General features: G+C 37.2%; 24 protein-coding genes. 9 read left to right on the top strand and 15 right to left on the bottom strand.

Translation table 11 applies throughout. The features are described from left to right. Positions 1-38: 38 nt before the first annotated feature. The 5 genes from R2Q16_RS14360 to R2Q16_RS14340 all read right to left on the bottom strand — a co-directional run bounded on the left by R2Q16_RS14360 (position 39) and on the right by R2Q16_RS14340 (position 4,075). Positions 39-845 carry a S1/P1 nuclease gene (locus R2Q16_RS14360; protein WP_316737920.1) on the bottom strand — a complete coding sequence of 269 codons (807 nt, stop codon included), beginning with the start codon at positions 843-845 and terminating at the stop codon, positions 39-41. 1 nt (position 846) lies between these two features. Beyond that, on the bottom strand, positions 847-1,359 hold the full coding sequence (locus tag R2Q16_RS14355; protein WP_316737918.1) for a fumarate hydratase: 513 nt from the start codon (positions 1,357-1,359) through the stop codon (positions 847-849). Positions 1,360-1,381: 22 nt separating this feature from the next. Continuing rightward, positions 1,382-1,747: a hypothetical protein gene (locus R2Q16_RS14350; protein WP_316737916.1), complete on the bottom strand. Its 366-nt coding sequence runs from the start codon at positions 1,745-1,747 to the stop codon at positions 1,382-1,384. A gap of 201 nt (positions 1,748-1,948) precedes the next feature. Further along, positions 1,949-3,346, bottom strand: a complete 1,398-nt coding sequence (gene fumC, locus R2Q16_RS14345; RefSeq protein ID WP_316737915.1) for a class II fumarate hydratase — start codon at positions 3,344-3,346, stop codon at positions 1,949-1,951. Positions 3,347-3,730: 384 nt separating this feature from the next. Beyond that, the gene (locus R2Q16_RS14340; RefSeq protein WP_231460513.1) at positions 3,731-4,075 is read right to left on the bottom strand and encodes a hypothetical protein; all 345 of its coding nucleotides are present in this window, start codon (positions 4,073-4,075) and stop codon (positions 3,731-3,733) included. 140 nt (positions 4,076-4,215) lie between these two features. Between R2Q16_RS14340 and R2Q16_RS14335 the strand changes: the two genes are divergently transcribed. The 3 genes from R2Q16_RS14335 to R2Q16_RS14325 are packed head-to-tail and all read left to right on the top strand — an operon-like array spanning position 4,216 to position 6,931. Further along, the gene (locus tag R2Q16_RS14335) at positions 4,216-5,241 is read left to right on the top strand and encodes a Gfo/Idh/MocA family oxidoreductase (RefSeq protein WP_316737913.1); all 1,026 of its coding nucleotides are present in this window, start codon (positions 4,216-4,218) and stop codon (positions 5,239-5,241) included. Positions 5,242-5,256: 15 nt separating this feature from the next. Then, complete coding sequence (locus R2Q16_RS14330; RefSeq protein ID WP_316737912.1) at positions 5,257-6,033, top strand: zinc-dependent peptidase; 777 nt, start codon at positions 5,257-5,259, stop codon at positions 6,031-6,033. 7 nt (positions 6,034-6,040) lie between these two features. Then, the gene (locus R2Q16_RS14325) at positions 6,041-6,931 is read left to right on the top strand and encodes a DUF6263 family protein (protein ID WP_316737911.1); all 891 of its coding nucleotides are present in this window, start codon (positions 6,041-6,043) and stop codon (positions 6,929-6,931) included. A gap of 3 nt (positions 6,932-6,934) precedes the next feature. On the opposite strand, the gene R2Q16_RS14320 is transcribed toward R2Q16_RS14325, so the two are convergent. Beyond that, the gene (locus R2Q16_RS14320; protein ID WP_316737909.1) at positions 6,935-7,921 is read right to left on the bottom strand and encodes an alpha/beta hydrolase; all 987 of its coding nucleotides are present in this window, start codon (positions 7,919-7,921) and stop codon (positions 6,935-6,937) included. 52 nt (positions 7,922-7,973) lie between these two features. On the opposite strand from R2Q16_RS14320, the gene hutH reads away from it, so the two are divergent. Then, positions 7,974-9,488 (top strand): histidine ammonia-lyase, encoded by a 1,515-nt coding sequence (gene hutH / locus R2Q16_RS14315; protein ID WP_316737908.1) that lies wholly within the window; start codon positions 7,974-7,976, stop codon positions 9,486-9,488. 41 nt (positions 9,489-9,529) lie between these two features. On the opposite strand, the gene R2Q16_RS14310 is transcribed toward hutH, so the two are convergent. From R2Q16_RS14310 to R2Q16_RS14295, 4 genes are read right to left on the bottom strand one after another with little or no spacing between them, the layout of a single operon-like run. After that, on the bottom strand, positions 9,530-10,375 hold the full coding sequence (locus R2Q16_RS14310; protein ID WP_316737907.1) for a GIN domain-containing protein: 846 nt from the start codon (positions 10,373-10,375) through the stop codon (positions 9,530-9,532). A gap of 4 nt (positions 10,376-10,379) precedes the next feature. After that, positions 10,380-10,754: a GntR family transcriptional regulator gene (locus R2Q16_RS14305; RefSeq protein WP_316737906.1), complete on the bottom strand. Its 375-nt coding sequence runs from the start codon at positions 10,752-10,754 to the stop codon at positions 10,380-10,382. 17 nt (positions 10,755-10,771) lie between these two features. Then, on the bottom strand, positions 10,772-11,578 hold the full coding sequence (locus tag R2Q16_RS14300) for a hypothetical protein (protein ID WP_316737904.1): 807 nt from the start codon (positions 11,576-11,578) through the stop codon (positions 10,772-10,774). 3 nt (positions 11,579-11,581) lie between these two features. Next, a complete protein-coding gene (locus tag R2Q16_RS14295; protein ID WP_316737902.1) occupies positions 11,582-12,409 on the bottom strand; it encodes an ABC transporter ATP-binding protein in 828 nt (275 codons plus the stop codon). A 169-nt stretch (positions 12,410-12,578) separates the two neighbouring features. Between R2Q16_RS14295 and R2Q16_RS14290 the strand changes: the two genes are divergently transcribed. The 3 genes from R2Q16_RS14290 to R2Q16_RS14280 all read left to right on the top strand — a co-directional run bounded on the left by R2Q16_RS14290 (position 12,579) and on the right by R2Q16_RS14280 (position 15,125). Next, positions 12,579-12,974, top strand: a complete 396-nt coding sequence (locus tag R2Q16_RS14290) for a DoxX family protein (RefSeq protein ID WP_316737901.1) — start codon at positions 12,579-12,581, stop codon at positions 12,972-12,974. A 1-nt stretch (position 12,975) separates the two neighbouring features. Then, positions 12,976-13,965, top strand: a complete 990-nt coding sequence (locus R2Q16_RS14285) for an aldo/keto reductase (protein ID WP_316737900.1) — start codon at positions 12,976-12,978, stop codon at positions 13,963-13,965. 80 nt (positions 13,966-14,045) lie between these two features. Beyond that, entirely contained in the window at positions 14,046-15,125 is a 1,080-nt protein-coding gene (locus R2Q16_RS14280; RefSeq protein ID WP_316737899.1) for an NADH:flavin oxidoreductase/NADH oxidase, read from the top strand. Between the two features lie 171 nt (positions 15,126-15,296). On the opposite strand, the gene R2Q16_RS14275 is transcribed toward R2Q16_RS14280, so the two are convergent. Continuing rightward, complete coding sequence (locus R2Q16_RS14275; protein ID WP_316737898.1) at positions 15,297-17,612, bottom strand: TonB-dependent receptor; 2,316 nt, start codon at positions 17,610-17,612, stop codon at positions 15,297-15,299. 491 nt (positions 17,613-18,103) lie between these two features. On the opposite strand from R2Q16_RS14275, the gene hutU reads away from it, so the two are divergent. Both hutU and R2Q16_RS14265 read left to right on the top strand, forming a co-directional pair. Continuing rightward, positions 18,104-19,804, top strand: coding sequence for a urocanate hydratase (hutU, locus tag R2Q16_RS14270; RefSeq protein WP_316737897.1), 1,701 nt, complete (start codon positions 18,104-18,106; stop codon positions 19,802-19,804). 10 nt (positions 19,805-19,814) lie between these two features. Continuing rightward, positions 19,815-20,387, top strand: a complete 573-nt coding sequence (locus R2Q16_RS14265) for a TlpA disulfide reductase family protein (RefSeq protein ID WP_316737896.1) — start codon at positions 19,815-19,817, stop codon at positions 20,385-20,387. A gap of 334 nt (positions 20,388-20,721) precedes the next feature. On the opposite strand, the gene R2Q16_RS14260 is transcribed toward R2Q16_RS14265, so the two are convergent. From R2Q16_RS14260 to R2Q16_RS14245, 4 genes are all read right to left on the bottom strand, one after another. Next, positions 20,722-21,399, bottom strand: a complete 678-nt coding sequence (locus tag R2Q16_RS14260) for an OmpA family protein (protein WP_316737895.1) — start codon at positions 21,397-21,399, stop codon at positions 20,722-20,724. 173 nt (positions 21,400-21,572) lie between these two features. Beyond that, the gene (locus R2Q16_RS14255; RefSeq protein ID WP_316737893.1) at positions 21,573-22,265 is read right to left on the bottom strand and encodes an ABC transporter ATP-binding protein; all 693 of its coding nucleotides are present in this window, start codon (positions 22,263-22,265) and stop codon (positions 21,573-21,575) included. Between the two features lie 2 nt (positions 22,266-22,267). After that, positions 22,268-23,740 (bottom strand): DUF5687 family protein, encoded by a 1,473-nt coding sequence (locus R2Q16_RS14250; protein WP_316737892.1) that lies wholly within the window; start codon positions 23,738-23,740, stop codon positions 22,268-22,270. A gap of 65 nt (positions 23,741-23,805) precedes the next feature. Next, complete coding sequence (locus R2Q16_RS14245; RefSeq protein WP_316737891.1) at positions 23,806-25,086, bottom strand: replication-associated recombination protein A; 1,281 nt, start codon at positions 25,084-25,086, stop codon at positions 23,806-23,808. Positions 25,087-25,099: the final 13 nt, after the last annotated feature.

The following is a 25,099-nucleotide window of genomic DNA, read 5'->3' as shown; positions in this document are numbered from 1 at the left end:
CATAAAATGAAGCTCCTTTAAATATCAGTTATAAATTCTTAACCGTAAATATCGTTAAGCATTTTAGCTAATCGGATACCTCCTTTTAGCAATTGCTCGTTTAAAGTGTCAACCCAATCAAAATTGTAACGGTAACTTAATTTTGAATCGGGTTTTGTTTTATCGTAAATTTTTGAGCAAACCTGGTAAGATTCGTAAATGCAATCTTTTAAAGTTGTGTTTTGCCAATTATAAAGCTGAACTGCTGATGGATGGTTTATAGCTTTAGTGTATTCTGTGTAGCTTAATTGTTGGTACTCGATAAGCTGCTCATCCCATACACGATGAATGTTTGATTTTTCGTTAAACCAAAGCACAGATATTCTGTTTCCACCCAAATCTTCTTTTCTTGCTACGTGCATTGGTTGGCATAAATCTCCCGCCATATGAACAAGCATTCTTAGCGCCAATTTTTTCTCAGCTAAAGTAGCACCCGGTTTTTTCAGTACCGCAGTTAATTCTAGTATTTTGTTGTAAAGATTTGGGTCTTTCTCCGTTTCGAGAAAATTGTAAACCCCTTGCTTATCTAAATTTGCAGGCAGATTAACAAAATGCCAGTTATATAGGTAATTATAAGCCGAATCTGATTTAATAAAATCGCCCCAATTGGCAGACATAGCCAGGCTTTCTGAACCCAAAATTGCTTGAATTGCTTTACGTGTTTTAGATTTTAAGTAACTGTCAGCAATTTCGCCAACTACGCGGTGGCCGGTCATGCCCCAGGCGTTTACCTGCATCGGCAAATAGGTTAATAAACCAAGAATTGCAACTGTTGTAAGTTTCGTTTTGATTGATTTGAATATCATTTTATAATTCTTTTTGTACGCAGGTTAATTTTTGTTTTAGCGAAAGCACCAGCTCACGCCCATCGCTTAAATTCTCTAAAATTAAGCTGTCTGTAGTCTTTTTCTTAATGAGGAAGTTTTTATCGTAACGGCCAATACGGTAACAGCCCGATATTTTTTGCTTATAATTTGCGTGCGTAAAAGTAGCGCCAACAAATAAGGTATCGCCTTTTATAGCATAAACGCCTTTTGCGTATTCTTTCCAAACACCATTATTAAAACATGAATCTTCGTACAAGTTTAACTTGCTTTTAGTAACGAAATCTATGTAAATAGAATCGCAGGAAATTTTGAAATGGTGTTTTGTGTAATTGCTTAACTTATCACTAAAAGCAACAGAATCTTCGTTCCACACACCTTGCATAAAATCTTCACCTTTGCCTTGAATATTTGGGCGAGGGGAACAGGCAAGATGGAAGATGGAAAAGGTAATAAGGATGATGTAAATAGACCTGATGCTTACATTTTTTTGCATTGTATTCAGAGATAATGTTTTGTTAGCCTATGCTTTGATCGTTATTGATTGGAAACTGATGGGGTGCGATATTTTTTTTGTTTACGGTATTATAAATCAACAGAAATAAACCCGTTGCAAAACAGAGTCCGGCGATGAAGCTAATTACCCCCAAAATTGTATAATATCGGGTAACCTCAGAAACCGGCATGCCACTATTTTGTACCAGATACGGCATCACAACACTGTAAAAAACATTTAAAAGTAAGGCCACACCAGAGCCTATGAAAAGCAAAATGGCATCAACTTTTACGTTTTTCGAGATGTAATAGCAGGATGCAATAAACACAAAAAGTGGTGAGATTAAAGAAATTAAACTGAAAAATATTGAAGTTATTGAGCTATCCATTTTCTTAGTTTTAAGTTTTAATTATACGATTTGCAACCTAAGTTTTACTCCAGGAGCCTTAGTTAATTAAACCCGATTGAAGCGGCATTTTAAAACTGTCATTCTGAGCGTAGTCGAAGAACAGTTTTAAAATATAGCGAAAAGCGGGGCTACAGTAACCGAAGCACGAATAGCCCTGCTTTTTAAAAGCTTAAGCAAGCTTTATTTCAAACTGCCAACCATATCTTCCGGACGAACCCACTCATCGAATTGTTCGTTGGTTAATAAACCTAATTCTACAGCGGCCGCTTTTAAAGTTTTATTTTCTTTATGTGCTTTTTTAGCGATTTTAGCTGCGTTCTCATATCCAACATGCGGATTTAAAGCCGTAACCAACATTAACGAATTTTGTAAATGTTTCTCAATTTCAGGCAAATTTGCAGTGATGCCTTCAGCACATTTAACCGTGAATGAAACACAAGCATCGCCAATTAAACGAGCCGATTGCAATACATTTGCTGCGATTAATGGTTTGAAAACGTTTAGTTCGAAATGACCAGACATACCACCAACAGAAACGGCAACATCGTTACCAATAACCTGAGCGCAAACCATAGTTAAAGCTTCTGGTTGCGTTGGGTTAACTTTACCCGGCATAATTGAAGAGCCTGGCTCGTTATCTGGAATGACGATTTCGCCAATGCCACAACGCGGACCAGAACTTAACATACGTACATCGTTTGCAACTTTCATAAGTGCTACAGCTGTACGTTTTAAAGCGCCAGAAAGTTCAACCATTGCATCGTGAGCAGCTAATGCCTCAAATTTATTTGGAGCAGTTACAAAAGGTAAGCCTGTTAAATCGGCAATTTTTTTAGCCACTAAAACATCGTAACCCTTTGGTGTATTTAAACCAGTACCAACAGCAGTACCACCTAAAGCCAGTTCGGCAACCATAACCAAAGCATTTTTTATGGCTCTGATGCTGTTATCGATTTGTTGTACATAACCCGAAAATTCCTGTCCAAGCGTTAAAGGCGTAGCATCCATAAAGTGGGTACGACCGGTTTTAGTAATGCCAGAAAATTCTTCAACTTTTTTAGCTAAGGCATTGCGTAAAGTTTCTAAACCTGGAATGGTATTTTCTACCGTTAGTTTATAAGCTGCAATGTGCATTGCAGTTGGGTAGGTATCGTTTGATGATTGCGATTTGTTCACATCATCATTCGGGTGAAGCACTTTTTTATCATCAGCCAATGCGCCACCATTAATTACGTGCGCACGGTTTGCAATTACTTCGTTTCCGTTCATGTTACTTTGCGTACCAGAACCAGTTTGCCAAATTACCAATGGAAATTGATCGTCTAAATCGCCGGCAATAATCTCATCACAAGCTTTAGCAATTAATTCAGCTTTATCTGCAGCAAGTACACCAAGTTCGGTATTTGCCATTGCAGCCGCTTTTTTCAAATAACCAAAAGCATGAATAATTTCCTTCGGCATTGAACCTTCTGGTCCGATTTTAAAGTTATTGCGTGAGCGTTCGGTTTGTGCACCCCAGTATTTATCGGCAGGTACCTGAACCTCGCCCATGGTATCGTGTTCTATTCTGAAACTCATTATAATTTGATTTTTGTTGTCGCAAATTTAAGTTTTTTGCCTTTAAAGCAAGGTATTATCTTCGTTATTTCCTGCGGCTTGATTAAACAGATCTGAAGATTACAATGATTTTTATTTCGGAAAGGTGCTGAAGTGGTTCTTCGGAATGGTTCGGCCCCGCTGATTCGCGCTCCCGATGAAAAATCGGGATTCGCTGCCATCGGGTTTAAGAACAACGGAGGCTGCATTAAAATACAAATTTCAGTTCGGCTAAAGCCAACACTGCATTTAAATGTTCCGTTGGTTGAAACCAACGGCAGAGACAAACATCCAAAAAAATAATATGCCAGGCTGGCTAATGCAATTTCATTGCCGTTCAGCTTCAGCCAACGGCAAACTAGGCAACTAAGAATAAATATCTTCGAAATAGCGAACCACTAAAGATTTCATTAGCAGTTCTTGCTCCAGCATGGTATATGGCGGAATTGGTTTTATCAGTTTCCAATGCGGCCATCCATCTTGGTCCACACCTTCCAATTCGTAAAAATCCATTTCGCTTAAAAGCCTGCAGGTTGCAATGTGCATTAATTCTTCCTTTTGGCGCTTACTATATTTTTTTGGTCCTTTTCCTAATTCCTGAACGCCAATTAAGAAAAGCATTACCTTTAAATCAGGAAAATCTGAATCAAATTCTTGAGAAATCCTTTCCTGTAAAACTTTCCACTTAGCATTAATCTCTGATGGCTTCATAAGGACAAAGATAGTGTTTAACCTAAATAAGCTAAAAGCCGAGTGCAGAAAGCTAAAACTTTGACTTTAGAAAGTAAAACTTTTAATATGCAAGGGTTTCAATATCGCCTAAAAACTAATTTTAGTTACATTTATAGCCTATGAGTACAAATTCAAATAAAATAGTTACAGCTGGTTTATTAGCTTACGGCATGTCAGGAAAGGTTTTTCATGCCCCTTTTTTAAATGCACATAACGGTTTTAAATTAAAGGCAGTTGTAGAGCGTAATACAAAAAAGGCAGCTGCAGATTATCCTGAAATTTTAAGTTATAACAGTGTTGATGAGTTATTGAAAGACTCGGAAATCGAGTTGGTTGTAATTAATACGCCAAATAATCTGCATTACGAACATGCTGAAGCTGCTCTAAAAAACGGTAAACATATTTTAGTCGAAAAACCATTTACGGCAACATCAGCACAGGCTAAAATATTATTTGAATTGGCAGATTCGGTTGGAAAACAAATTTTCTTTTACCAAAACCGCCGTTGGGATAGTGACTTTGCTGCGGTAAAGAAAGTTTTAGCCAGCGGTAAGTTAGGCAAGTTAAATGAGTTTCACTTGCGTTACGATAGATATAGAAATGTAATCGGTCCAAAGGCTTTCAAAGAACAAGCAATTGAAGCCAGTGGTTTACTTTACGATTTAGGCCCACATCTTTTAGACCAGGTGATTAGCCTTTTCGGTAAGCCAATATCTTTCTATAAAACTTTAGGCAAAAACAGAAAAGATACTGCAGTTGATGATTATTTTACAATCCAGCTGAATTATGCAGACAGCATTAATGTTTTTGTGACTTCGAGTATGTTGGTTGTAAATCCGCAGGCTGCTTTTGTGTTGCATGGTGTAAGCGGAAGTTTTATAAAAGACCGTACCGATATCCAAGAAGAACAATTGCTTTCAGGTATGAAATTAACTGATGAAGGTTACGGAATTGAAGCGAAAGGTAAAGAAGGTTTATTAACGACTATAGATGGCGAAGGAAATAAAACTGAAGAAATTATCCCATCGGAAATTGGAAGTTATTTGCCGCTTTTTGAAGCAATTTATCAATCTCTAACAAGTAATATTCCCTATCCGGTTAAGCGTGAAGACGTTTTAATACAATTAGAAATTTTAGAAAGCTAAGCCTTTGTTCTAAATATGAATTCATTGCCATTTACTTACCTGATACCAATTTTTCTAATCGCTTTATATTTTATCCTTCGGAAGAAAAAGCCCAAAATCGAACCTTTAACTGTTATTGATAAACAGATTCTGAACGATTATGTGGCTTATTATCAAAAGTTAGATAAACCAAAAAAACTACGCTTTGAGCAAAAAATCGCCGAGTTTTTTGCTTCTGTTAGGATAGAGGGAATTGAATTAGAGTTAACTACTTTGGATGAACTGCTTATTGCCTCGAGCGCTGTTATTCCAATTTTTGGTTTTGATGATTGGCAATATAAAAACCTGAGTAGCGTTTTGTTATATCCCGACACTTTTAACAAAGATTTTCAGTTTGAAGGCGGCGAAAGAAATATTATGGGAATGGTTGGCAGCGGCTACATGAACGGACAAATGATTTTATCTCGCTCTGCGTTGAGACATGGATTTTCTAAAAGTGCGGGTAAAGAAAATACAGCCATCCACGAATTTGTGCATTTGCTCGATAAATCAGACGGTGCTACGGATGGTGTTCCAGAAAATTTAATGGCGCATGAATACACCTTGCCTTGGATAAAAATGATGCGTGAGGAAATTGAAAAAATCGAAGATAATAAATCAGATATTAATCCATATGCAATTACAAACGAGGCAGAATTTTTTGCCGTAGTTTCTGAATATTTTTTTGAAAAACCAGATTTGTTTAAGGATAAACACCCTGAACTTTATTTACAATTAACCAGAATTTTTGCCCAACAACCAGCAAAAAATTAGATCATCTATGAAACGCTTAACTACAGTAATCTTTTTTTTAATAGCTACGAGTGCTTTTGCTCAAAAAACTTATCTGCTTAAGCAAGCTTTTCCGGTAGGGAAAAAATATGCTTATACCATAAATTCCGATCAGATTATTGGTCAGAAGGCAGGCGGAAAAGAATCTAGTTTTATCCAGAATGTAGGTACGGATTATACTTTCGAAATTACCGAAGCCAAAGCTTTAGATAAAAATGTTAAGGTGGTTTATAACCGTATCAAGATAAAATCGGCAGGAATGGGCAATGAGCTTACCCTCGATTCAGAAATTGAGGAAGTTGGTAAACCTAATCCGTTTTCTGGATTGAAAAATGCAAGCTTTAATATGCTAATTGCACCGAATGGAACCATCAAGTCTGTTTCGGGTGTAGAGAAAATGGTTAGCGATATGGTAAGCAAAATGACAACTGATTCTGCACAAATTAAATCTTTAAAAGCCTCGCTCGCCAAGCAATTCAATGCTGAAGTGATTAAGCAAACAATGGAATCAGCTTTGAAAATTTTCCCCGACAAACCAGTTAAAGTTGGTGATAGTTGGACAATACTTTCGAAAATGAACATTACTATGCCAATTGAATCGACTATAAGCTACACCTTAAAAGAAATTAAAGGTAATGTTGCTATTTTAACGATTAAAGGAAACCTGATATCTAAAGGAGAATTTGAAGTTTTAGGTTCGAAAACACAAACCGATTTAAAAGGTATAAATATGGGCGATGCGCAGGTTGAGCTCACCACAGGCATGATTTTGAGTGCGCACACCAGATTAGAACTTTACGGTAAAATGAATTCCGCAGGTTCTGAATCTGATTTCGACTTGGAGGGCATTACCAAAATTACCGGAAAAGAAGTGAATTAGGGTTTACAAACTTCCGGTTAATGCAATTAGAAATTCAGTTGTAATTTCTATGTGTGGAATATGACCGCAGGCATCAAACTCTACAATTTTAGAACCTGGTATTTTCAAGGCAGTATTCTTACCTAAAAATCGATACAAACCATGTATAGCCTGTTGGTCGGCATTTAATAAACCTTTGCCAACAATGGTTTTATCATCTTTACCAATAAATAAAATGGTAGGTACTTTCAGGTTATGAAATTCATCTACAACAGGTTGATTGTAAATCATATTATAAGTTAATGCCGCAACTTTAGCGTATTTGGGAAAGTCGGCACTAAAGGTAACACCAGCACCAATGTTTACCAGGTACTCATAATCAGGTTTCCACACGGTGAAGTAAGAACTTCGGTAATATTGGCGAATGCTTTCTGCCGTATTTCTGAGCTCCCGCTGATATTGCTCATCTACTGTCGAAGCCGGAACAAAAGTCTTATAATCTTCAAGCCCGATAGGATTTTCCAAAAGCAATTTGTCCATTCTGTCAGGATACATTAATGCAAATCTGGTCGCAAGCATTCCGCCCATGCTATGCCCCAAAATTGATGTTTTTTGAATACCCAAAGTATCTAACAGCTTTTTATTCCAATTTACGAGTTGCTCAAATGTGTAATTTATTATCGGTTTAGATGAACGGCCAAAACCAATCTGGTCTGGAGCAATAACCCTGAAACCAACACCCGTTAATGCCCTAATCACATTTCCCCAGTAATACCCACCAAAATTCTTCCCATGAAAAAGCATAATCGTTCGGCCATTAGGCGTAATGGTTGGGGCAACATCCATGTATGCCATTTTGATATCTTGTCCATCAATATTCAAGGGTAAATATTTTAACGAATATGGATATTTTACATTTTCAAGGTTAATGGATAGTGTATCTATTTTTTGTGCGTATGTTGCTGATAGTGAAAGGATAGAAAGTGATATTAAAAGGAAAAGTCTTTTCATGTGTAAAATATTTTTGTACAATGTAATTTGCTAAGCGAGTTAATTTATACTTTTGAGCCAACCAGATAGACTAAAAACCATGCCCGTTTTCTACATAGGTGAGCAACCTTTAAGCATAAAAACCATTTCCGAGATAATTACAGGTAACTATGTATTAGCCATTGGCGATGCCGCTAAAGACAGAATTGAAAAATGTAGGGCTTACCTTGATGATAAGTTAAAGCTTAATAATGAGCCTGTTTACGGTATTAATACTGGCTTTGGTTATTTGCAAAATGTTAAAGTAGCGCAAGAACATTTGACCCGTTTACAACATAATTTACTGCTTTCTCACGCTTGTGGAACAGGTAATGAAGTACCGCTGGAAATTGTAAAGTTAATGTTGCTTTTAAAAATTCAGTCGCTTAGTTACGGTTTTTCGGCGGTTTCTTTAGAAACCGTACAGCGTTTAGTAGATTTTTATACACACAATATTTTTCCGGTTGTTTACACGCAGGGATCGTTAGGTGCATCAGGCGATTTAGCGCCACTTGCACATTTGGCTTTACCACTTATTGGCGAGGGAGAGGTAATCTACCAGGGAAGGAAAATTAAAACTGCTGAACTTTATAAAGAACTAGACTGGCAACCACTGGCTTTGCAATCTAAAGAAGGGTTGGCTTTAATAAATGGTACCCAGTTTATGAGTGCCTACGGAATTTATATCCTTAATAAAACAAATCAACTGGTAAATTGGGCTGATAAAATTGCTGCAATATCCATTGATGCTTTTGATTGCAGAATTGATCCTTTTGATGGTTTAAGTCACCAAATCAGACCACATAAAGGGCAAATTGATACCGCAGAATTTATAAGTAATTGTTTACTTGGAAGCGAAATTATGGCGCAAGAAGGTAAGCAAACCCAAGACCCATATTCGTTTAGGTGTGTGCCGCAGGTTCATGGTGCCAGTAAAGACAGCATCAATTACATCAGTTCGGTTTTTGAAACGGAAATTAATTCAGTAACCGATAACCCCAATGTTTTTCCTGATGAAGATAGAATCATTTCTGCCGGGAATTTCCACGGGCAACCACTAGCATTAAGCCTGGATTTTTTATGTATTGCTTTAGCAGAACTTGGCTCCATTTCAGAAAGAAGGGTTTTCCAATTGATTTCTGGTCAGCGGGGATTACCGCCTTTTTTGGTCAAGAACGCAGGTTTAAACTCGGGTTTAATGATAGCTCAATATACTGCGGCATCTATCGTTAGCGAAAATAAACAGCTTTGTACACCATCATCGGTAGACAGTATTGTAAGCAGCAACGGACAAGAAGACCATGTGAGCATGGGCGCAAACGGGGCTACTAAATGTTTGAGAGTGGTTAATAACCTTGAAAATATTTTAGCAATAGAACTAATAACCGCTTGCCAGGCTTTGGATTTGAGAAGGCCCTTAAAATCATCGCTTAAGATTGAAGAAATTTGGACGGCTTATCGCAACGTGGTAACTTTTAATGACGCAGATAGAATCTTGGCTGATGATATAAAAAACTCAGTAAGTTTTATGCGAAATTTTAGTGCATAAAACTTACTGAGCAAATAAGAACCGGTTTAATTTTGATAAGCTTATTTATTAAACATAGATTTTATAATGGACGCAGAAGCATTCACTTTTGTCGAATCGGATAAACTGCCCGAAGATTTATGTACCTGAATATCCTCAACAATCAACTCTGTCTTGCCAGTAGTTTTGATGCTAAGTTCATCGATTTCATATCTTGCTTTTTCTCTTACATCCCCTGATATTTCGATATTGGATTGACCTGTAGAATTAATAGTCAAAGATTGAAATGGAGATTTTAAAGTGCTAAAGTTTGAGTTGTTCAACTCAACATTAACAATGCCGTTTTTTGCATTATCAAATCTTAAATCCCCGACTTTATTCGTGATAATTTTTAAGTAATTTATATCCGTTAACTCCTGAAAATTTAAACGTTTAACATCTTTAGCATTAATATTAACCGAATCAGTTTTAATATCTAAAGTAAATCCGGCTGCTTTTGCAATATCAAAGGCCTTAACATTATTGGAATAAATGTAGACTGTTAAAGAATATTTCATTTTCTTGCCTGCATTTTTCAATGCAAACTGAAGGATGCCATTATTATCAACGTTAACATCATAAATTTCCATCAAATCAGTTGGTATTTTGATGCCGGATTTATCACTTTTGATAACTACAAAATTTACATAAGCATCGTTGCCATCGTTTAAATTTACGGCAGAAAATTGTGGTAATTCTTTTTTTGTGTAACCATCAAGGGGTGATTCAAGTTCTTTATTTCCTTTTAAGTTTTTATAAAATGCCTTTTCATTTTTGTAATTCATCTTAACATTTACCGCAATTACAATAATTGGTATAATGATAAGCGAAATGGCTAGTGCAATTAATAATTTATTACTTGTTTTCATAGTATTAAGCGTTAAAATTTTCTTTAACAAACGATTTGTATTTGGCCTCAAGTTCATCAAAACCAATATTTAGTAAATAGATGTTTCTAAAAACTACTGGCAATTCATCATCTATAAACTGTACTTTACGATAATTTTTCACATTATCAATCGCATGTTCATCAATAAAGAAACCTATGCCTCTTTTATTATTTATAATGCCTTTGTTTTGAAGCAGCTCGTAAGTGCGCATAACTGTATTAGGGTTTACTTCCATATCCACAGCCAGCTCTCTTACAGAAGGTACTTTCTCGTCGGCTTTCCATTTTCCTAACAAAATATGCTCGCAAACATAATCTGCTATTTGAAGGTATATCGCCTTATTATCTCTAAATTCCATATTTAAGCAATTAAAAATTAAACCTCTTTTTCTTTAAGGCGGATGTATGCAATCGCCCAAATTACGAAGGTTAAAAGAATTGTTATTATCAGAAAAATCGTGAGTTCATCACTTTTATCTTTATAATAAGTGTGATTCATCATAACCATGTTTTTAGTTAGAATATCAGCAACTTTAGCTACAATGTAAGTTGCTATGCCTGCGAAAACCATAACAGAAACGGCTGTTTTTATGTAATGAAAACGATCGAAATATATAGAGCCAAGTAAGAAAACACCCGTTAACAGAAAGGGCATTGCAATAAAATAATTAAATACCTTTTGCGATGGCGCTACTTCAGCCAGAAATGTTCTGGCACCTTTAACCTCCAAAACTGTCGAGCTACTCGCTTTTAAAGCATCAATTTGCGAGTTTATGTAAGCCGTATAGCTAACATCTGTTAGGTAAAAAATTAACAAGTAACTAAATAAACCAACAATTGCAGAGTAAAAAATACCGGCTAAAAATTTTTCGAAAATTGATGCGGGAATCATTAAATCTAAAATAGCCTTTGGTTTTTGGCCGAGATAGGCAAAGTAAGTGCTGGCCACAATACTTATAAAGAGCATTCCAACAATTACGAATACAGGTATTCTAAAAGTCATCATGAAATAGTTTTGTGCATCGGTATAGTGTATTCTCTTTGGCACATTGGTATTTAATGCATAAGCAGCAATAAGAACACCCGCCAGTACAACTAGGCTTATCAAATATATCTTTCCGAAATCAAGCCATTGTCTTTTTAGTAAAAGCCCAAAACGGTTAATGTTAAATGTATTATTCATCGCTTAATTAAATAATGGTTTAAACTTGGTTTTTTCTGAAAGGATGGCATTAAAAAGCAATTCCATATCCAGCCTGCTATCTTCATTGTGGTAATTTGGCATAACCGCATTATAGCCAGATAGTGAAGGCTCTGCATAGATAATGCTATCATCAATTTCCTTAATTTTTTTGAAGGTTAATTTTTCTGTGATTTCCTGTACCGATGCTTTTAAGGCAACATCATTATCATCAAGCATAATTACCGTATCAATAAGGTTATCTAAATCTCTAACCTGATGGGTAGAAATAATGATGCATTTATCTTCAGTTAAAGCAGAAGCCATTATTTTTCTAAACTGTGCTTTCGAAGGAATATCCAAACCGTTTGTTGGCTCATCCATTATAATCAGCTTTGCTTCGGTAGCCAGTCCAAAAGCAATAATGAATTTTTTCTTCTGTCCGTAGCTCATATCAATAAGTTTGTTACCTGCCGGGATATCAAACTCTTTAATTAATGAATCGAAATATTCCTGATTGAAATTTTTATAGAACGGTGCATTTGCTTTTAAGTACCCATCTATCTTAACAGCGGGTAAATACAGTTCTTCAGGGATGAAGCAAATTTGCTCCAAAAGCTGTGGCTGGCGTTTCGCAGGGTTGAAGCCCATTACGTCCAATGTTCCGCTTTGCGCATAAACCAAGCCAGCCAAATTTTTTAATAAGGTAGATTTACCAGCCCCGTTTTTTCCAAGCAAACCGTAAATATGACCATTGCTTAATTGCATACTCATATTTTTAAATAATGGTTTATGCTTGCTGTAACCAAAATTTAGATTGTTAATGTTAATCATATCTACTGTATTAGTTAAATAATACACTAAAGTATAATGTTAGTTTGAGACTTCCAAATTTTTGCTGATCTTTTTTAAATTGATGCTTTATAAACCTTATGTAAAATGTGGGTTTAATATTTGTTGCAATAAAACATCATCACTGTATGTTTGTATAATAACAGGTTTTATGGATAAAAAGTGGGCATATTTAATAGGTAGATTGGCAATTGGTCTGAGCTTTTTTGGCCATGGTTTAGTGCGTTTGCCTAAGCTTGAGGTTTTTAGCAATTGGATGATGGAACAATTTTCAAAGTCTTTTTTACCGGATGCTTTGGTTTTACCTTTCAGCTACGCATTACCGATTTTAGAGTTTGTGGCAGGCTTAATGATTTTAATAGGATTATTTACCCGAGAAGGATTATTACTCGCAGGAGCTGTTTCTTTAGCTTTAATTTTTGGCACAACCATGATAGAAAACTGGGATGCCTTACCATCACAACTTATTCATGTCGCATTTTTATCTGTATTATTGGCATACCTTCCGCATAATAGTTATGCAGTCGATAAATTTTTAAAGAAGTAAAATGGAATACAGAAAAATTGGAAATTCGGATTTAGAACTTTCGGTAATCACTTTTGGTGCATGGGCAGCTGGTGGATGGATGTGGGGAAGCACAGACAGAAATGGCGCAATTGAAGCAATTAAATCTTCTTATGATTTAGGCGTAACCTCTATCGATACTGCTCCAATTTATGGTCAGGGCGATAGCGAGGAGATTGTTGGTGATGCGATAAAAGGAATTTCAAGGGATAAACTGCAAATTGTTACCAAATTCGGCATGCGCTGGGATTTAGCCAAAGGCGATTTCGGGTTCAAGAGTAAAGACAATTCTGGAAATGAAATCGATATTTATAAATATGCAGGCAAAGAAAGCATCATTTACGAATGTGAGCAATCTTTAAAAAGGTTGGGAACGGATTACATCGATTTGTACCAGATTCATTGGCCAGATACAACAACACCAATCAGCGAAACCTTTGAAGCCGTAGGCCGATTAATTGAGCAGGGGAAAGTGCGTTATGCAGGTGTTTGTAATTACAATGTGGAGCAATTGAAAGAAGCAGACGAAACTTTAGAAATCGTATCCAATCAAATCCCTTTTAGTATGGTAAATCGTGGTATTGAAGATGAAACAGTTCCATATTGCATCGAAAAGAATAAAGCGGTTTTAGCTTATAGTCCAATGGAAAGAGGATTACTAACTGGTAAGTTATCAGCAAACCATAAATTCGAAGCAGGCGACCACCGTCAGGGAAATCCGTTTTTTACACCTGAAAGCATAGAAAAAACAAATGCTTTTCTGGCAAAAATTAAGCCTTTGGCTGATGAAAAGAATGCCACATTATCTCAATTGGTTTTACGCTGGACGGTTGAACGCCCGGGCATAACGATTGCTTTGGCTGGTGCAAGAAATGCTGAACAATCTAAACAAAATGCAGCGGCGATAAATGTGAAATTAAGCACAGATGAGATTCAGTTTATTAATACAGAACTTAAAAACGCAGGATTTTAAATAAATAACTCCGAAGAAGGCAAAGTGCAAAGTTTTCTTTGCAAAAAACTTTGCTTTCTTTGCGGTAAACCTTAAACAATATGTCTAAATTATTTTCTCCTTTAAAGCTAAAGGATATTACCTTAAAAAATAGAATTGTAATCTCACCCATGTGCCAATATTCAGCGGTAGATGGTTTTGCCAACGACTGGCATTTAGTCCACCTCGGAAGCAGAGCCGTTGGAGGGGCTTCGTTAATTATTCAGGAAGCTACTGCCGTTGTGCCTGAGGGTAGAATTACCCATGCCGATTTGGGTATTTGGAAAGATGAGCACATCGATAAACTAAAGCAAATCGTTTCGTTTATACACGAAAATGGTGCAATCGCTGGTATTCAATTGGCTCATGCCGGAAGAAAGGCAAGTTGCGATTTACCCTGGAATGGGGGAGAGCAAATCGCCGAAGGCGAAAACAGCTGGCAAACGGTTGGTCCATCGCCAATTCCTTTTAAAGCCGGGCAATTGCCACCACATGAATTAACAATTGAAGAAATTCAGGCTATTGTTTTTGCATTTAGAGCTGCGGCAAAGAGGGCTTTAGAAGCGGGTTATAAAGTTGTAGAAGTTCATGCCGCACATGGTTATCTTTTGCATGAGTTTTTTAGTCCGATAAGTAATAAACGAACAGATATTTACGGCGGTAGTTTTGAAAATAGAATCCGTTTGGTAATTGATGTGGTTGAAGCGGTACAGTCTGTTTGGCCACAAGAACTACCATTATTTGTGCGTATTTCTGCTACCGATTGGACGGAGGGTGGCTGGAATGAAAATGATTCCTTGCAACTGGCTGCGGTTTTAAAAGATAGAGGTGTCGATTTAATTGATACTTCATCGGGCGGTAATGTGCCTGATGCTTTTATCCCGGCAGGTCCAAATTATCAGGTTCCTTTTGCTGATAAAATCCGTAACGAAATTGGAATTTATACCGGTGCGGTTGGCGTTATTGTAGATGCGCATCAGGCAGAAGAAATATTGCAGGAAGAAAAGGCAGATTTAATTTTCATTGCCCGTGAATCGTTAAGAGATGCTTATTTCCCAACTCATGCGGCTCAGATTTTAGGCGATGATGTTGAATGGCCAAATCAATATATTAGAGCTAAAAGGGAAACTTTTAAGAAGTAGACCTAAAAGTAAATATTGCTACAAAAGCATGGAAACAGAACAAGCTATTCTCCTTATTCCGTGTCTTCTCTGCTTCCGTGGCAAATAATTGTGAAAATCTTAAAGCAAAAACGCTCCCCGAATAGTCTGGAGAGCGTTTTGCATTGAGTTAAATCGGGATAATTTTCCTCGTTATTTTGCCAAAGTAAATGGCACGAATAACCCGAAGGTTATATTTCTACCCGGGTTGTAAACACCAAGGCTTGGGTTTTCGTAGTCGAAACGACCAGGTTTGTATCTGCTTAAAGCATCATAATACCTTTGGTTTAATAAATTATTTGCAGAAACTGAGAAACGTACAGCTTGCTTACCTAAGTTAAATGTAGCACCAATTCCCGCATTTAAAAGGGTATAACCGCTTGTTGGGGTTTCAAAAACTTCATCCACACGATTTTGTCTAAATGCTGAATTAATTCCAACCGATAAATATGCATCATTTGTACCTTTAATTTTAGGCTCAAAACGTAACTCGTTTCTCAATGTTCCGGCAGGGATAAATGCCAACGGACGATTAAGCGTTGTATTTTGGGCATGTACATAACCAAAAGTGTTTTCGAAGTGGATAAATGAAACCGGATGAATGGTTAAAGTTGCCTCAGCGCCATACAGGTTTGCATTTACTTGTCCATAGCGGTAAACCGGATAATTATCGCCTTCGGCAACAATTGTTTCGCCGTTATTTGAAGCGTAGATAAAATTGTGTACATAGTTATTGTAAATACTTGCACTTGCGCTTACAATCTTGCCTTCATATTCTAAAGCCGCGTCAACCTGGTAGCTACGCTCCGGGCTTAAATTTGCATTTCCAATTTCATACCTGAAAGTTCCTTCATGTACACCGTTTGAACCTAATTCCGCAGGGTTTGGCGCACGGAATGCAGAACCAGCATTTGCTTTAAAGTTCAACTCATCATTAAATTGATGCGTAAAACCTAATGCACCGCTCACATTTGAAAATTTATTCTCGAAAGGTGCAAAAACTTCCTCGCCCTCGGCAATTAACTGTTTGCCATTGTTTTTGCGGAAATCGTAACGGGCACCAATACTAAAGGTGTTATTTTCCCAGTTCTTTTTAGCGTAAGCAAAGGCGCCGATTCCATAAGTGTTGTAATCTGGTACTAAAAACTCTTCACCTTTGTTTAAACTTTTACCTGCATCGGCACTTAAGCCAAAAACAGGTTGCCAACCATTAGTTTCGTGTATGTAGTATTTTAAATCGGCATTGTAAGTTTTAAGGTCGAAGAATAATGATGGATCAGGTCCGTCTTCCAACTCTCTGCGCTGGTTTTGCTGATAACCGAAATCTGCTTTTAGATTGCCGTTGCCTAAAACAAAGTTGTTATTTAAAGCAATTTTAAAATGTCTGATGTCTTGACGAGGATAATCCAAAGTTCTGTTTTTAAAATCACCATCTAAAAACGGGTCGCCACCCTCTTTCACAAAGTTTCCATTCGCATCTGTGTCGCCTTCAAAAAAACCAATATTATTTCTGAAATTCGAAACGTTTAGATGCGTGTATCCCCAGCTTTTATTTAAGCCAATCATTCCACTTAAAGCAGTTTCATTAAAACCTGAATTCGGAAAATAACCAGTTGGTGTATTAAACGAATGTGCGTTTTTATATGTTCCCCTTGCTCTCCAAACAAAACCATTCTGGTTTCCATTTAACATTAATGAGTTTGCGGTCAGGCCATTGTTTGTAGAATAATTGGTTACAAATTCGCCTTTTACTTGTCCTTCTGGTGCGGTGCTTGGCTCTAATAAATTAATTACTCCACCAAGGGCATCCGATCCATACATTAAGGAAGCAGCACCGCGTAAAATTTCTACCCTGTCCGATTTAAACTGGTCAATTTCGATACCATGCTCATCGCCCCATTGTTGTCCTTGTTGTTTAATTCCATCATCCAAAGTCACAATTCTATTGTAACCCAAACCTCTTATAATTGGTTTTGAAATTGATGGACCTGTAGTTATTTGCGAAACGCCAGGAACTTTAGCCAAGGCATCAATCAAATTAGTTGATGGCGCTAAAAGCTGGTCTTTACCTACAACTGCAGATGAAGCGCTATTTCTTTTGCTTGTACTGCTAATCAGTGTTCCGGTAATCACTACTTCACGGGTTTCAATCGCTGTAGATTTTAACGAAAATTCTATGGAAGTTGTTGTGCTAAAGTTTACCGTTTTAGCCTGTTCCTTGTAACCTAAATAATGAACTTCAACAAGGTAAGTTCCTCTTGATGGAAGATTTTTTAAAGTAAATTCTCCATCAGCATTAGTAACCGCGGTAACTTTTAAATCTGGAATAAAAATCGTTGCACCAGGCAAAGCTTGATTGGTTTCTGCATCGAAAACCTTTCCTGTAATATCTGTAAGTGTGTTTGCAAAAGCACTAATGCTAAATAATGTATATAGAATTACGAAGCCAAGAAGCTGTAATTTTTTCATGTCTGTAGTTTTAAAATAATAGAAATAGCAGAATATAAAGCAGCCAAATGAAATGCTCCTCTCTATTTCAGCATATAAAATAAATTGTAAGAAGGCATAAGAATGCCTAAGTAGAAAAAATTAAGCTAAAGGTGGGCCTCGTAAAGAGCTTCGCTTTATTTCAGTATAAAAGCTTTTTAGGGTTGCTTCGGTTCGTCCGAATATTTTTACTGATAAATAAATTTTATAAAGATGTGCGGTGTGCACATAATTTTTTTCAAAGCCGGCATTACAAATCAAACAGTTATCTGCATGCGCCTGTACATGGCTTAAATGTTTACAGTTAACTTCTTTAACAGTTATGGGCTCGGATTGGTGATGGTGGATGATGTTCCACGGAGTTAGCGCAATCGCAAAAACCATCAGCATAAATACCGATAGCAAATGGTTAATATTTTGCTTGTGCTTTTTCAACTCGCCAAAATTAGCAATTCATACGCAATTATATATCTTTGGAAAGTAACATTGCCTTTATAGTAATTATGACGACAAAGCTAACCAATGGTTTAAACCTAAGCCAAAAACAAACACCTACGGGTTCAGAATTAACCTGCAAAGGCTGGATACAAGAAGCGGCATTGCGCATGCTACTCAATAACCTAGATCCTGATGTTGCCGAACGCCCTGAAGATTTAATTGTTTACGGCGGAAGAGGAAAAGCAGCCAGAAATAAAGAGTCGTTAAGTCTTATTGTAAATGCGCTTAAGGATTTAGAAAACGATGAAACCCTTTTAATTCAATCTGGAAAACCCGTTGCAATATTACCTACACATAGTGATGCACCTCGAGTGTTAATTTCCAATTCACAGCTAGTTCCTAAGTGGGCGACACAAAAGCATTTTGATGAATTAGAAGATAAAGGCTTAATGATGTACGGACAAATGACTGCTGGTTCCTGGATTTACATTGGTTCGCAAGGTATTGTTCAAGGCACATATGAAACTTACGCAGCCTTGGCTAAGAAGCATTTCAATGCGAGTTTAAAAGGAAAACTAAACGTTACCGCTGGTTTGGGCGGGATGGGAGGTGCACAACCATTGGCCGTTACCATGAACGAAGGCGTTTGTTTAGCCGCTGAGGTAGAGGAATGGCGTATTCGAAAGCGTTTGGAAACCAGATATATCGACGAAATTATTTTTGATATTGATGAGGCAATTGATAAAGCATTACAATATCAAAAGGATGAAAAAGCAATATCAATCGGCGTAGTCTGTAATGCTGTCGAACTTTTGCAGAGGTTAATAGACAGAAATATTACGCCAGATACGTTAACCGATCAAACTTCTGCACACGATCCGTTAATTGGATATTTCCCACAAGATTTAACGGTTAATGAAGCCACAGATTTGCGTAAAAGCAATCCCGATGAATATGTAAAAAAGTCGTATGCTACAATGGCGAAACATGTACAGCAAATGCTCGAGTTGCAAAAACGTGGAGCCATTACTTTTGATTATGGAAACAATTTACGTGGACGCGCTTTAGAAGTTGGTGTAGAAAATGCTTTCGATTTCCCAGGCTTTGTTCCGGCCTATATTCGTCCGTTGTTTTGTGAGGGTAAAGGACCTTTTCGTTGGGCAGCATTAAGTGGCGACCCACAAGATATTTACGAAACAGACAAATTGATACTGGAGCTTTTCCCGGAAAACGAAAGTTTACACCGATGGATAAAAATGGCTCAGGAACGCATCGCTTTCCAAGGTTTACCGGCACGTATTTGTTGGCTGGGGCAAGGAGAACGTGAAAAAGCTGGTTTGGCATTTAACAAGCTTGTAGCCGATGGAAAAGTGAAAGCACCGATTGTTATTGGACGAGATCATCTGGATACCGGTTCTGTTGCATCGCCAAATCGTGAGACGGAAGCCATGCTTGATGGTTCTGATGCCGTTGCAGATTGGCCGGTTTTGAATGCTTTAATCAATACCGCAGGCGGCGCAAGTTGGGTTTCCTTGCATCATGGTGGCGGTGTGGGCATCGGTTATTCTATCCATGCAGGTATGGTAATTGTTGCTGATGGTACACCGGAAGCAAATAAAAGACTAAAACGCGTTCTGCATAACGACCCGGCAATGGGGGTTATTCGTCATGCCGATGCAGGTTATGATATTGCTAAAGATACCGCTCGAAAATTTAGATTGGGTTTAAAGGATTAGATTTACAATAATGAAATTCGTTAAGAAGAACTTTTTAAATGCCATTATTCTGGTTGCATTTTTACTGCTAATATTTGTGCCTGATGCAAAAGCTTTCGTTATTAAAGGTTTGATGGAAATTGGCCTTTACTCGCCAAAAATCGAAAAAACAGAAGCTTCTAAAATGGATTTGTCGGGTATAAAGTTTACTAATGCAAAAGGAGAAATAGTTGATTTACACAATTTAGAAGGCAAGGTGATTTTTTTAAACTTTTGGGCAACCTGGTGTCCGCCGTGTCGGGCAGAAATGCCCTCTATAAATAAGTTTTATAAACAATTTCAAAATGATAAAGATGTGGTTTTTCTATTTGTAGATGCCGATAGTGATTTACCTAAATCGGAGAAGTTTATGAAAGACAGAAAATACGAAATGCCTGTTTATATAGCGGCGAGCGAAATTCCTGAGCAAATTTTCGCAGGTTCTTTGCCAACAACCGTAATTTTTGATAAACAAGGTCGGTTATCTTTTAAACATGAAGGCATCGCAAATTACGCTGATAAAAAGTTTATTTCCTTTCTGAATGAATTAAAACAGCAGACTTAGCTTTCGTCATCTCGATTGAAGCGCAGTGGAACAGAGAGATCTTTTAAACTAAATTATACCTGTTCAAAGATTTAGCCTCGCTAAGCACTTCGTGGTTCTCGGCTTCGCTCGAAATGACGACTTAGCTTTCGTCATCTCGATTGAAGCGCAGCGGAACAGAGAGATCTTTTAAACTAAATTACACCTGTTCAAAGATTTAGCTTCGCTGAGCACTTCGTGGTTCTCGGCTTCGCTCGAAATGACGACACCTGATTTTCAAACCAAAAAAAATCCCGCTGCATTGCAACGGGATTGGATATATAATGACCTCATAGGTAGAGGGAATTTGCTTTTATTATCCTTGTTTTTGAGCAGTGTTTTTCAATGCATCGTTTGCAACAATTACAATTTCAACACGACGGTTAGCCGCACGACCAGCGTCAGTTTCGTTATCAGCAATTGGCTCTGCAAAACCTTTACCAATAGTTACCAATCTTGATGAAGGCACACCTTGAGAAACTGCATATGCTTTTACGGCTGCTGCTCTTCTTTCTGATAAGCCTTGGTTGTATTGCTCAGTACCACGACTATCTGTATGACCAATTACTTTAATATCAGTATCAGGATATTGATTTAATGAAGCCGCTAAACTCTGTACATTTGTTTTAGCTGCATCTTTTAAAGCCGTTTTATCAAAATCGAATAAAATACCGCTATCGAATTTCACAATAATACCTTCTCCCTCGCGGATAACTTCTGCATTAGGAATTGCCTTTTGGATTTCCGCCGCCTGTCTGTCCATTCTACGCCCGATAAAAGCACCAGCCGTACCACCAATAGCACCACCAATTAAAGCACCAACGGCGGTATTACCTGCTTTTTTACCAATTAAAGCACCAACTACACCACCAGCCGCAGCACCAATACCTGCACCTTTTTGTGTTTTAGTTAAACTATCACAACTTTGCAATGCCATTGAACCCACTGCCAACCCTATACTTAATGTCGCTATTCTTACTTTTGAAATACTCATAATAATCTTGATTTATAATTCTGACTTGCATTATTCAAACACAATGCCAAAAAATATCTAGCTAACGATTTAATTTTATTTAACTGTTTTAGAGCTTTAAAGAATAATTTACTACACAAAAAAAGGAGTACTCGGTTATCGAATACTCCTTTATGTATCATTATTAGTACAAATTAAGCAGAGAAATAACTTTCAAGCTCCTTAAGCGTATTTTCATCAGTTTTAAAATCTTTAATAACGATGCCTTTCTCCACAAGAATAATGCGGTTACACACATCAGTTACGTGATTTAAATCGTGACTGGAGATAAATGTCGTCATGCTTCCGGTTTGAAGTTTTAATAAATTCTTTAAACGGATTTGCGTGGTTGGGTCTAGGTTTGCGAAAGGCTCATCTAAAATTAATATCTCTGGTTTTTGCATCAAAGCTGCTGCAATACCAACTTTAACCTGGTTTCCTTTACTAAAATCGCGGATATATTTCCCACTATTTAAAATCTCACCATTAAAAAATTCCCCGTATTGTGTAAGGTACGCCGATACATCGGCAACACTTAAATTGTGCAAACTGCCAATAAAGATGAAATATTCTTCGGGCGTAAGGTAATCAATCAGAAAACCCTCATCTAAAAATGAAGCCGTGTAATTTTTCCAATTATCGTTTTGCATTACATTTTCGCCTTTAGACAATACTTCGCCACTACTTGGGCGAATTAAATCTAAAAGCATACGGAAGAATGTGGTTTTACCCGCACCATTGTTTCCTACTAAACCAACAGTTTCTCCGGCTTCGATGTGTAAATCCTGAATGTTTACAACGGTTTTGTCGCCATAAACTTTTTGTAAATTCTTAACTTCTAGTATCATAATTATTCTCTAAAGCCTTCGGCTATTTTATAACGTTGTAATTCTAATCTCTTAGCAATGTAGTTTACCCAAAAACCACGCATTAATAACATGGCAAGTCCGAAAATCGAAACTGCAATTAATCCCCAATAGGGTTTATCTAACATTCCAAAGGGAACATAAATTAAAATCGGTGTTAAGGCATATGGAAACATCAATAACCATTGGGTTGCGCCAGTACCTTGATAATTAAAACTCGCAGCTTTTGTAATATCTAAGCGTTTGTAGTTTAAGGTAGCCAGGTATAAAACCACTACGGTACCAAAACCAATGTTGTATAAATAGGCTGCAAGGTGCAACAATAATAACTTCGGACTTAAAAAGCCGTAAAAGCTGGCCAATAAAGTAATTATTGTACAGCCAATGGTAAAGAGTAAAAATTTGGCTCTGATGTAATCTTTAAAGTTGATTTTGTTTGCTAAAATTCCATCAAAGTGGGCACTTTGCCAGGCAAACATAAACTGCCCGTAAATGATGATGGATATTCCTGTCATAAAAATAGCCCCGAACATCATTTGTCCGAATGCATCTCTATCGATGGCTTTTTCTTTATAAAAGATAAATCCATAGAACAGAAAAAAGAAGCCCATTATAACCGAAGAACGAGGTCTTTTATGGCGCAGAATTAATTTTAATTCTAATGCAGCCAACTCGCCAACACGACCAAATCGGTTTAAGAAAGCATAATCTGTACTCGCTTTTTTCTCTTGTTTGCTGCTTAATTCTTCTGTATATAGGTTTTTACGTAAGAAATTTGAGTTGATATAGAAAATTGCAATTGCCGCCAATGTAAAGGCTAACCCGATAAGTGGCGTGCCTGTAATGGTTTTAAAAACATAATCGGACGCCGCCATTACAGAAATAACCTTATAATATTCTAAGGCCGCAAAAGCTGAGAAAATAATTAAGCCAACAAGTGTATAAAGGACATTACTTATCGATTTACGCTTGATGAAAAGCGCCAGATAATTATTAAAAACAGTTATTGAAAAGATGCTAATCACATACATTAATGCTACAAAAACACCGTAAGTAGAACCAATTTTTAAAATTATAAAAGGCAGAAATATAAAAATCGGCCACAAATTGAAAGCAGAAAACAATGCCTTTAAATTTAAAAAGCTGATGATTTTGCTTCTTGAAATTCTTAAATGTAAATAGGGGATAATACTTAACGTTGGCAACTCTTGCAATTGCAAACGCATGATAAAATCGAAAGCAAAGTAATAAAGAATTAACCCATTAAAGCTTTTGATAACATCCTGATTTAGGAAAACCTTTGGCAGTATAAATTGCATTCCAAAACCTGCAACAAGGGCAAGAACAAGAAAATAAAGCATAAAAAAGCCCAGAACAATTTGGCCGGCAATACTGCTGCCCCGGTTCCGCGAACGCCAGAATGATTTCCATTGATGGCTTAAAAAAGTATTCAGCATATAGTTTAGATATTAGTTTGCAATAGGTTTATGTATTAGTATGTAATAATCGTTAAATGTTACAGCTAATAATCGTATTTATCCTTCCAGTTCTGCTTTAATTTCTCCCTGAGTTTCTCCTCCGCCGGATTCTTACCCGGGTCGTAAAGTTTGGTGCCACTTAATTCATCTGGAAAATACTCCTGAGTTTCGAAATTGCCATCATAGCTATGAGAATACTTATAATCCTTTCCATAGCCGATGTTTTTCATCAACTTGGTTGGTGCGTTGCGAATATGCAACGGAACGGGCAGATTGCCCGTTTGTTTTACCAATGCTTGTGCGTGGTTTATCGCCATGTATGATGCATTGCTTTTTACCGAACTGGCCAGGTAGGTAACGCATTGCGATAAAATTATCCGCGCTTCCGGGTAACCGATAACATTTACAGCGGTAAAGCAATTATTAGCGAGTAGCAAGGCGTTAGGATTGGCGTTGCCGATGTCTTCAGAAGATAAAATGAGTAATCGCCTTGCGATGAATAATGGGTCTTCACCACCTTCAATCATTCTGGCCAACCAATAAACCGCTGCATTAGGATCGCTACCGCGGATTGATTTAATAAATGCCGAAATAATATCATAATGCTGTTCGCCTGCTTTATCGTATAAGGCTAAATTTTGTTGGGCGTGGGCAAGTACATTTTCATTGGTGAGCACGATTTTATCACCGCCAATTCCATTTAGGGCAATTTCTAAAACATTTAAAAGCTTTCTGGCATCGCCGCCCGATAAACGAATTAAAGCTTCATGTTCTTTAATCGTTATTTTTTTTTGAGCAAGAACAGTATCTTTTTCAATGGCAGTTTGTAATAAACCTGCTAATTCTGATTCTGTTAATGATTTTAAGATGTAAACCTGGCATCGCGATAACAAAGCGGATATGACCTCGAATGATGGATTTTCGGTAGTAGCGCCAATAAGTGTAACCAAACCCTGCTCTACTGCACCAAGCAAGCTATCTTGTTGCGATTTGCTGAAACGATGAATTTCATCAATAAATAAAATTGGCAAACCTAAAAAGCTGTCCTTTAGTTGAGCCGCCCTGTCGATCACTTCTCTGATATCCTTAACGCCACTATTTATAGCGCTCAGGTTAAAAAAGGGCCGATCTAAAGCTTGCGAAATAATATAAGCCAATGTTGTTTTACCTACACCTGGAGGTCCCCAGAAAATCATGGAGGGTAATTGATTACTTTCTATCGCTTTGCGTAAAACCGCGTTTTCGCCAACCAGATGTTGTTGCCCAACATACTCATTAAGGTTTTGAGGGCGCATACGTTCGGCTAAAGGTGGCAAATTTTGCATATTGGTAAATATA

This window comes from Pedobacter aquatilis (assembly GCF_032678425.1).
GTDB lineage: Bacteria > Bacteroidota > Bacteroidia > Sphingobacteriales > Sphingobacteriaceae > Pedobacter > Pedobacter aquatilis_B.
The sequence above is the reverse complement of the archived record's forward strand: the minus strand, read 5'-3'. Positions and strand labels throughout refer to the sequence as shown.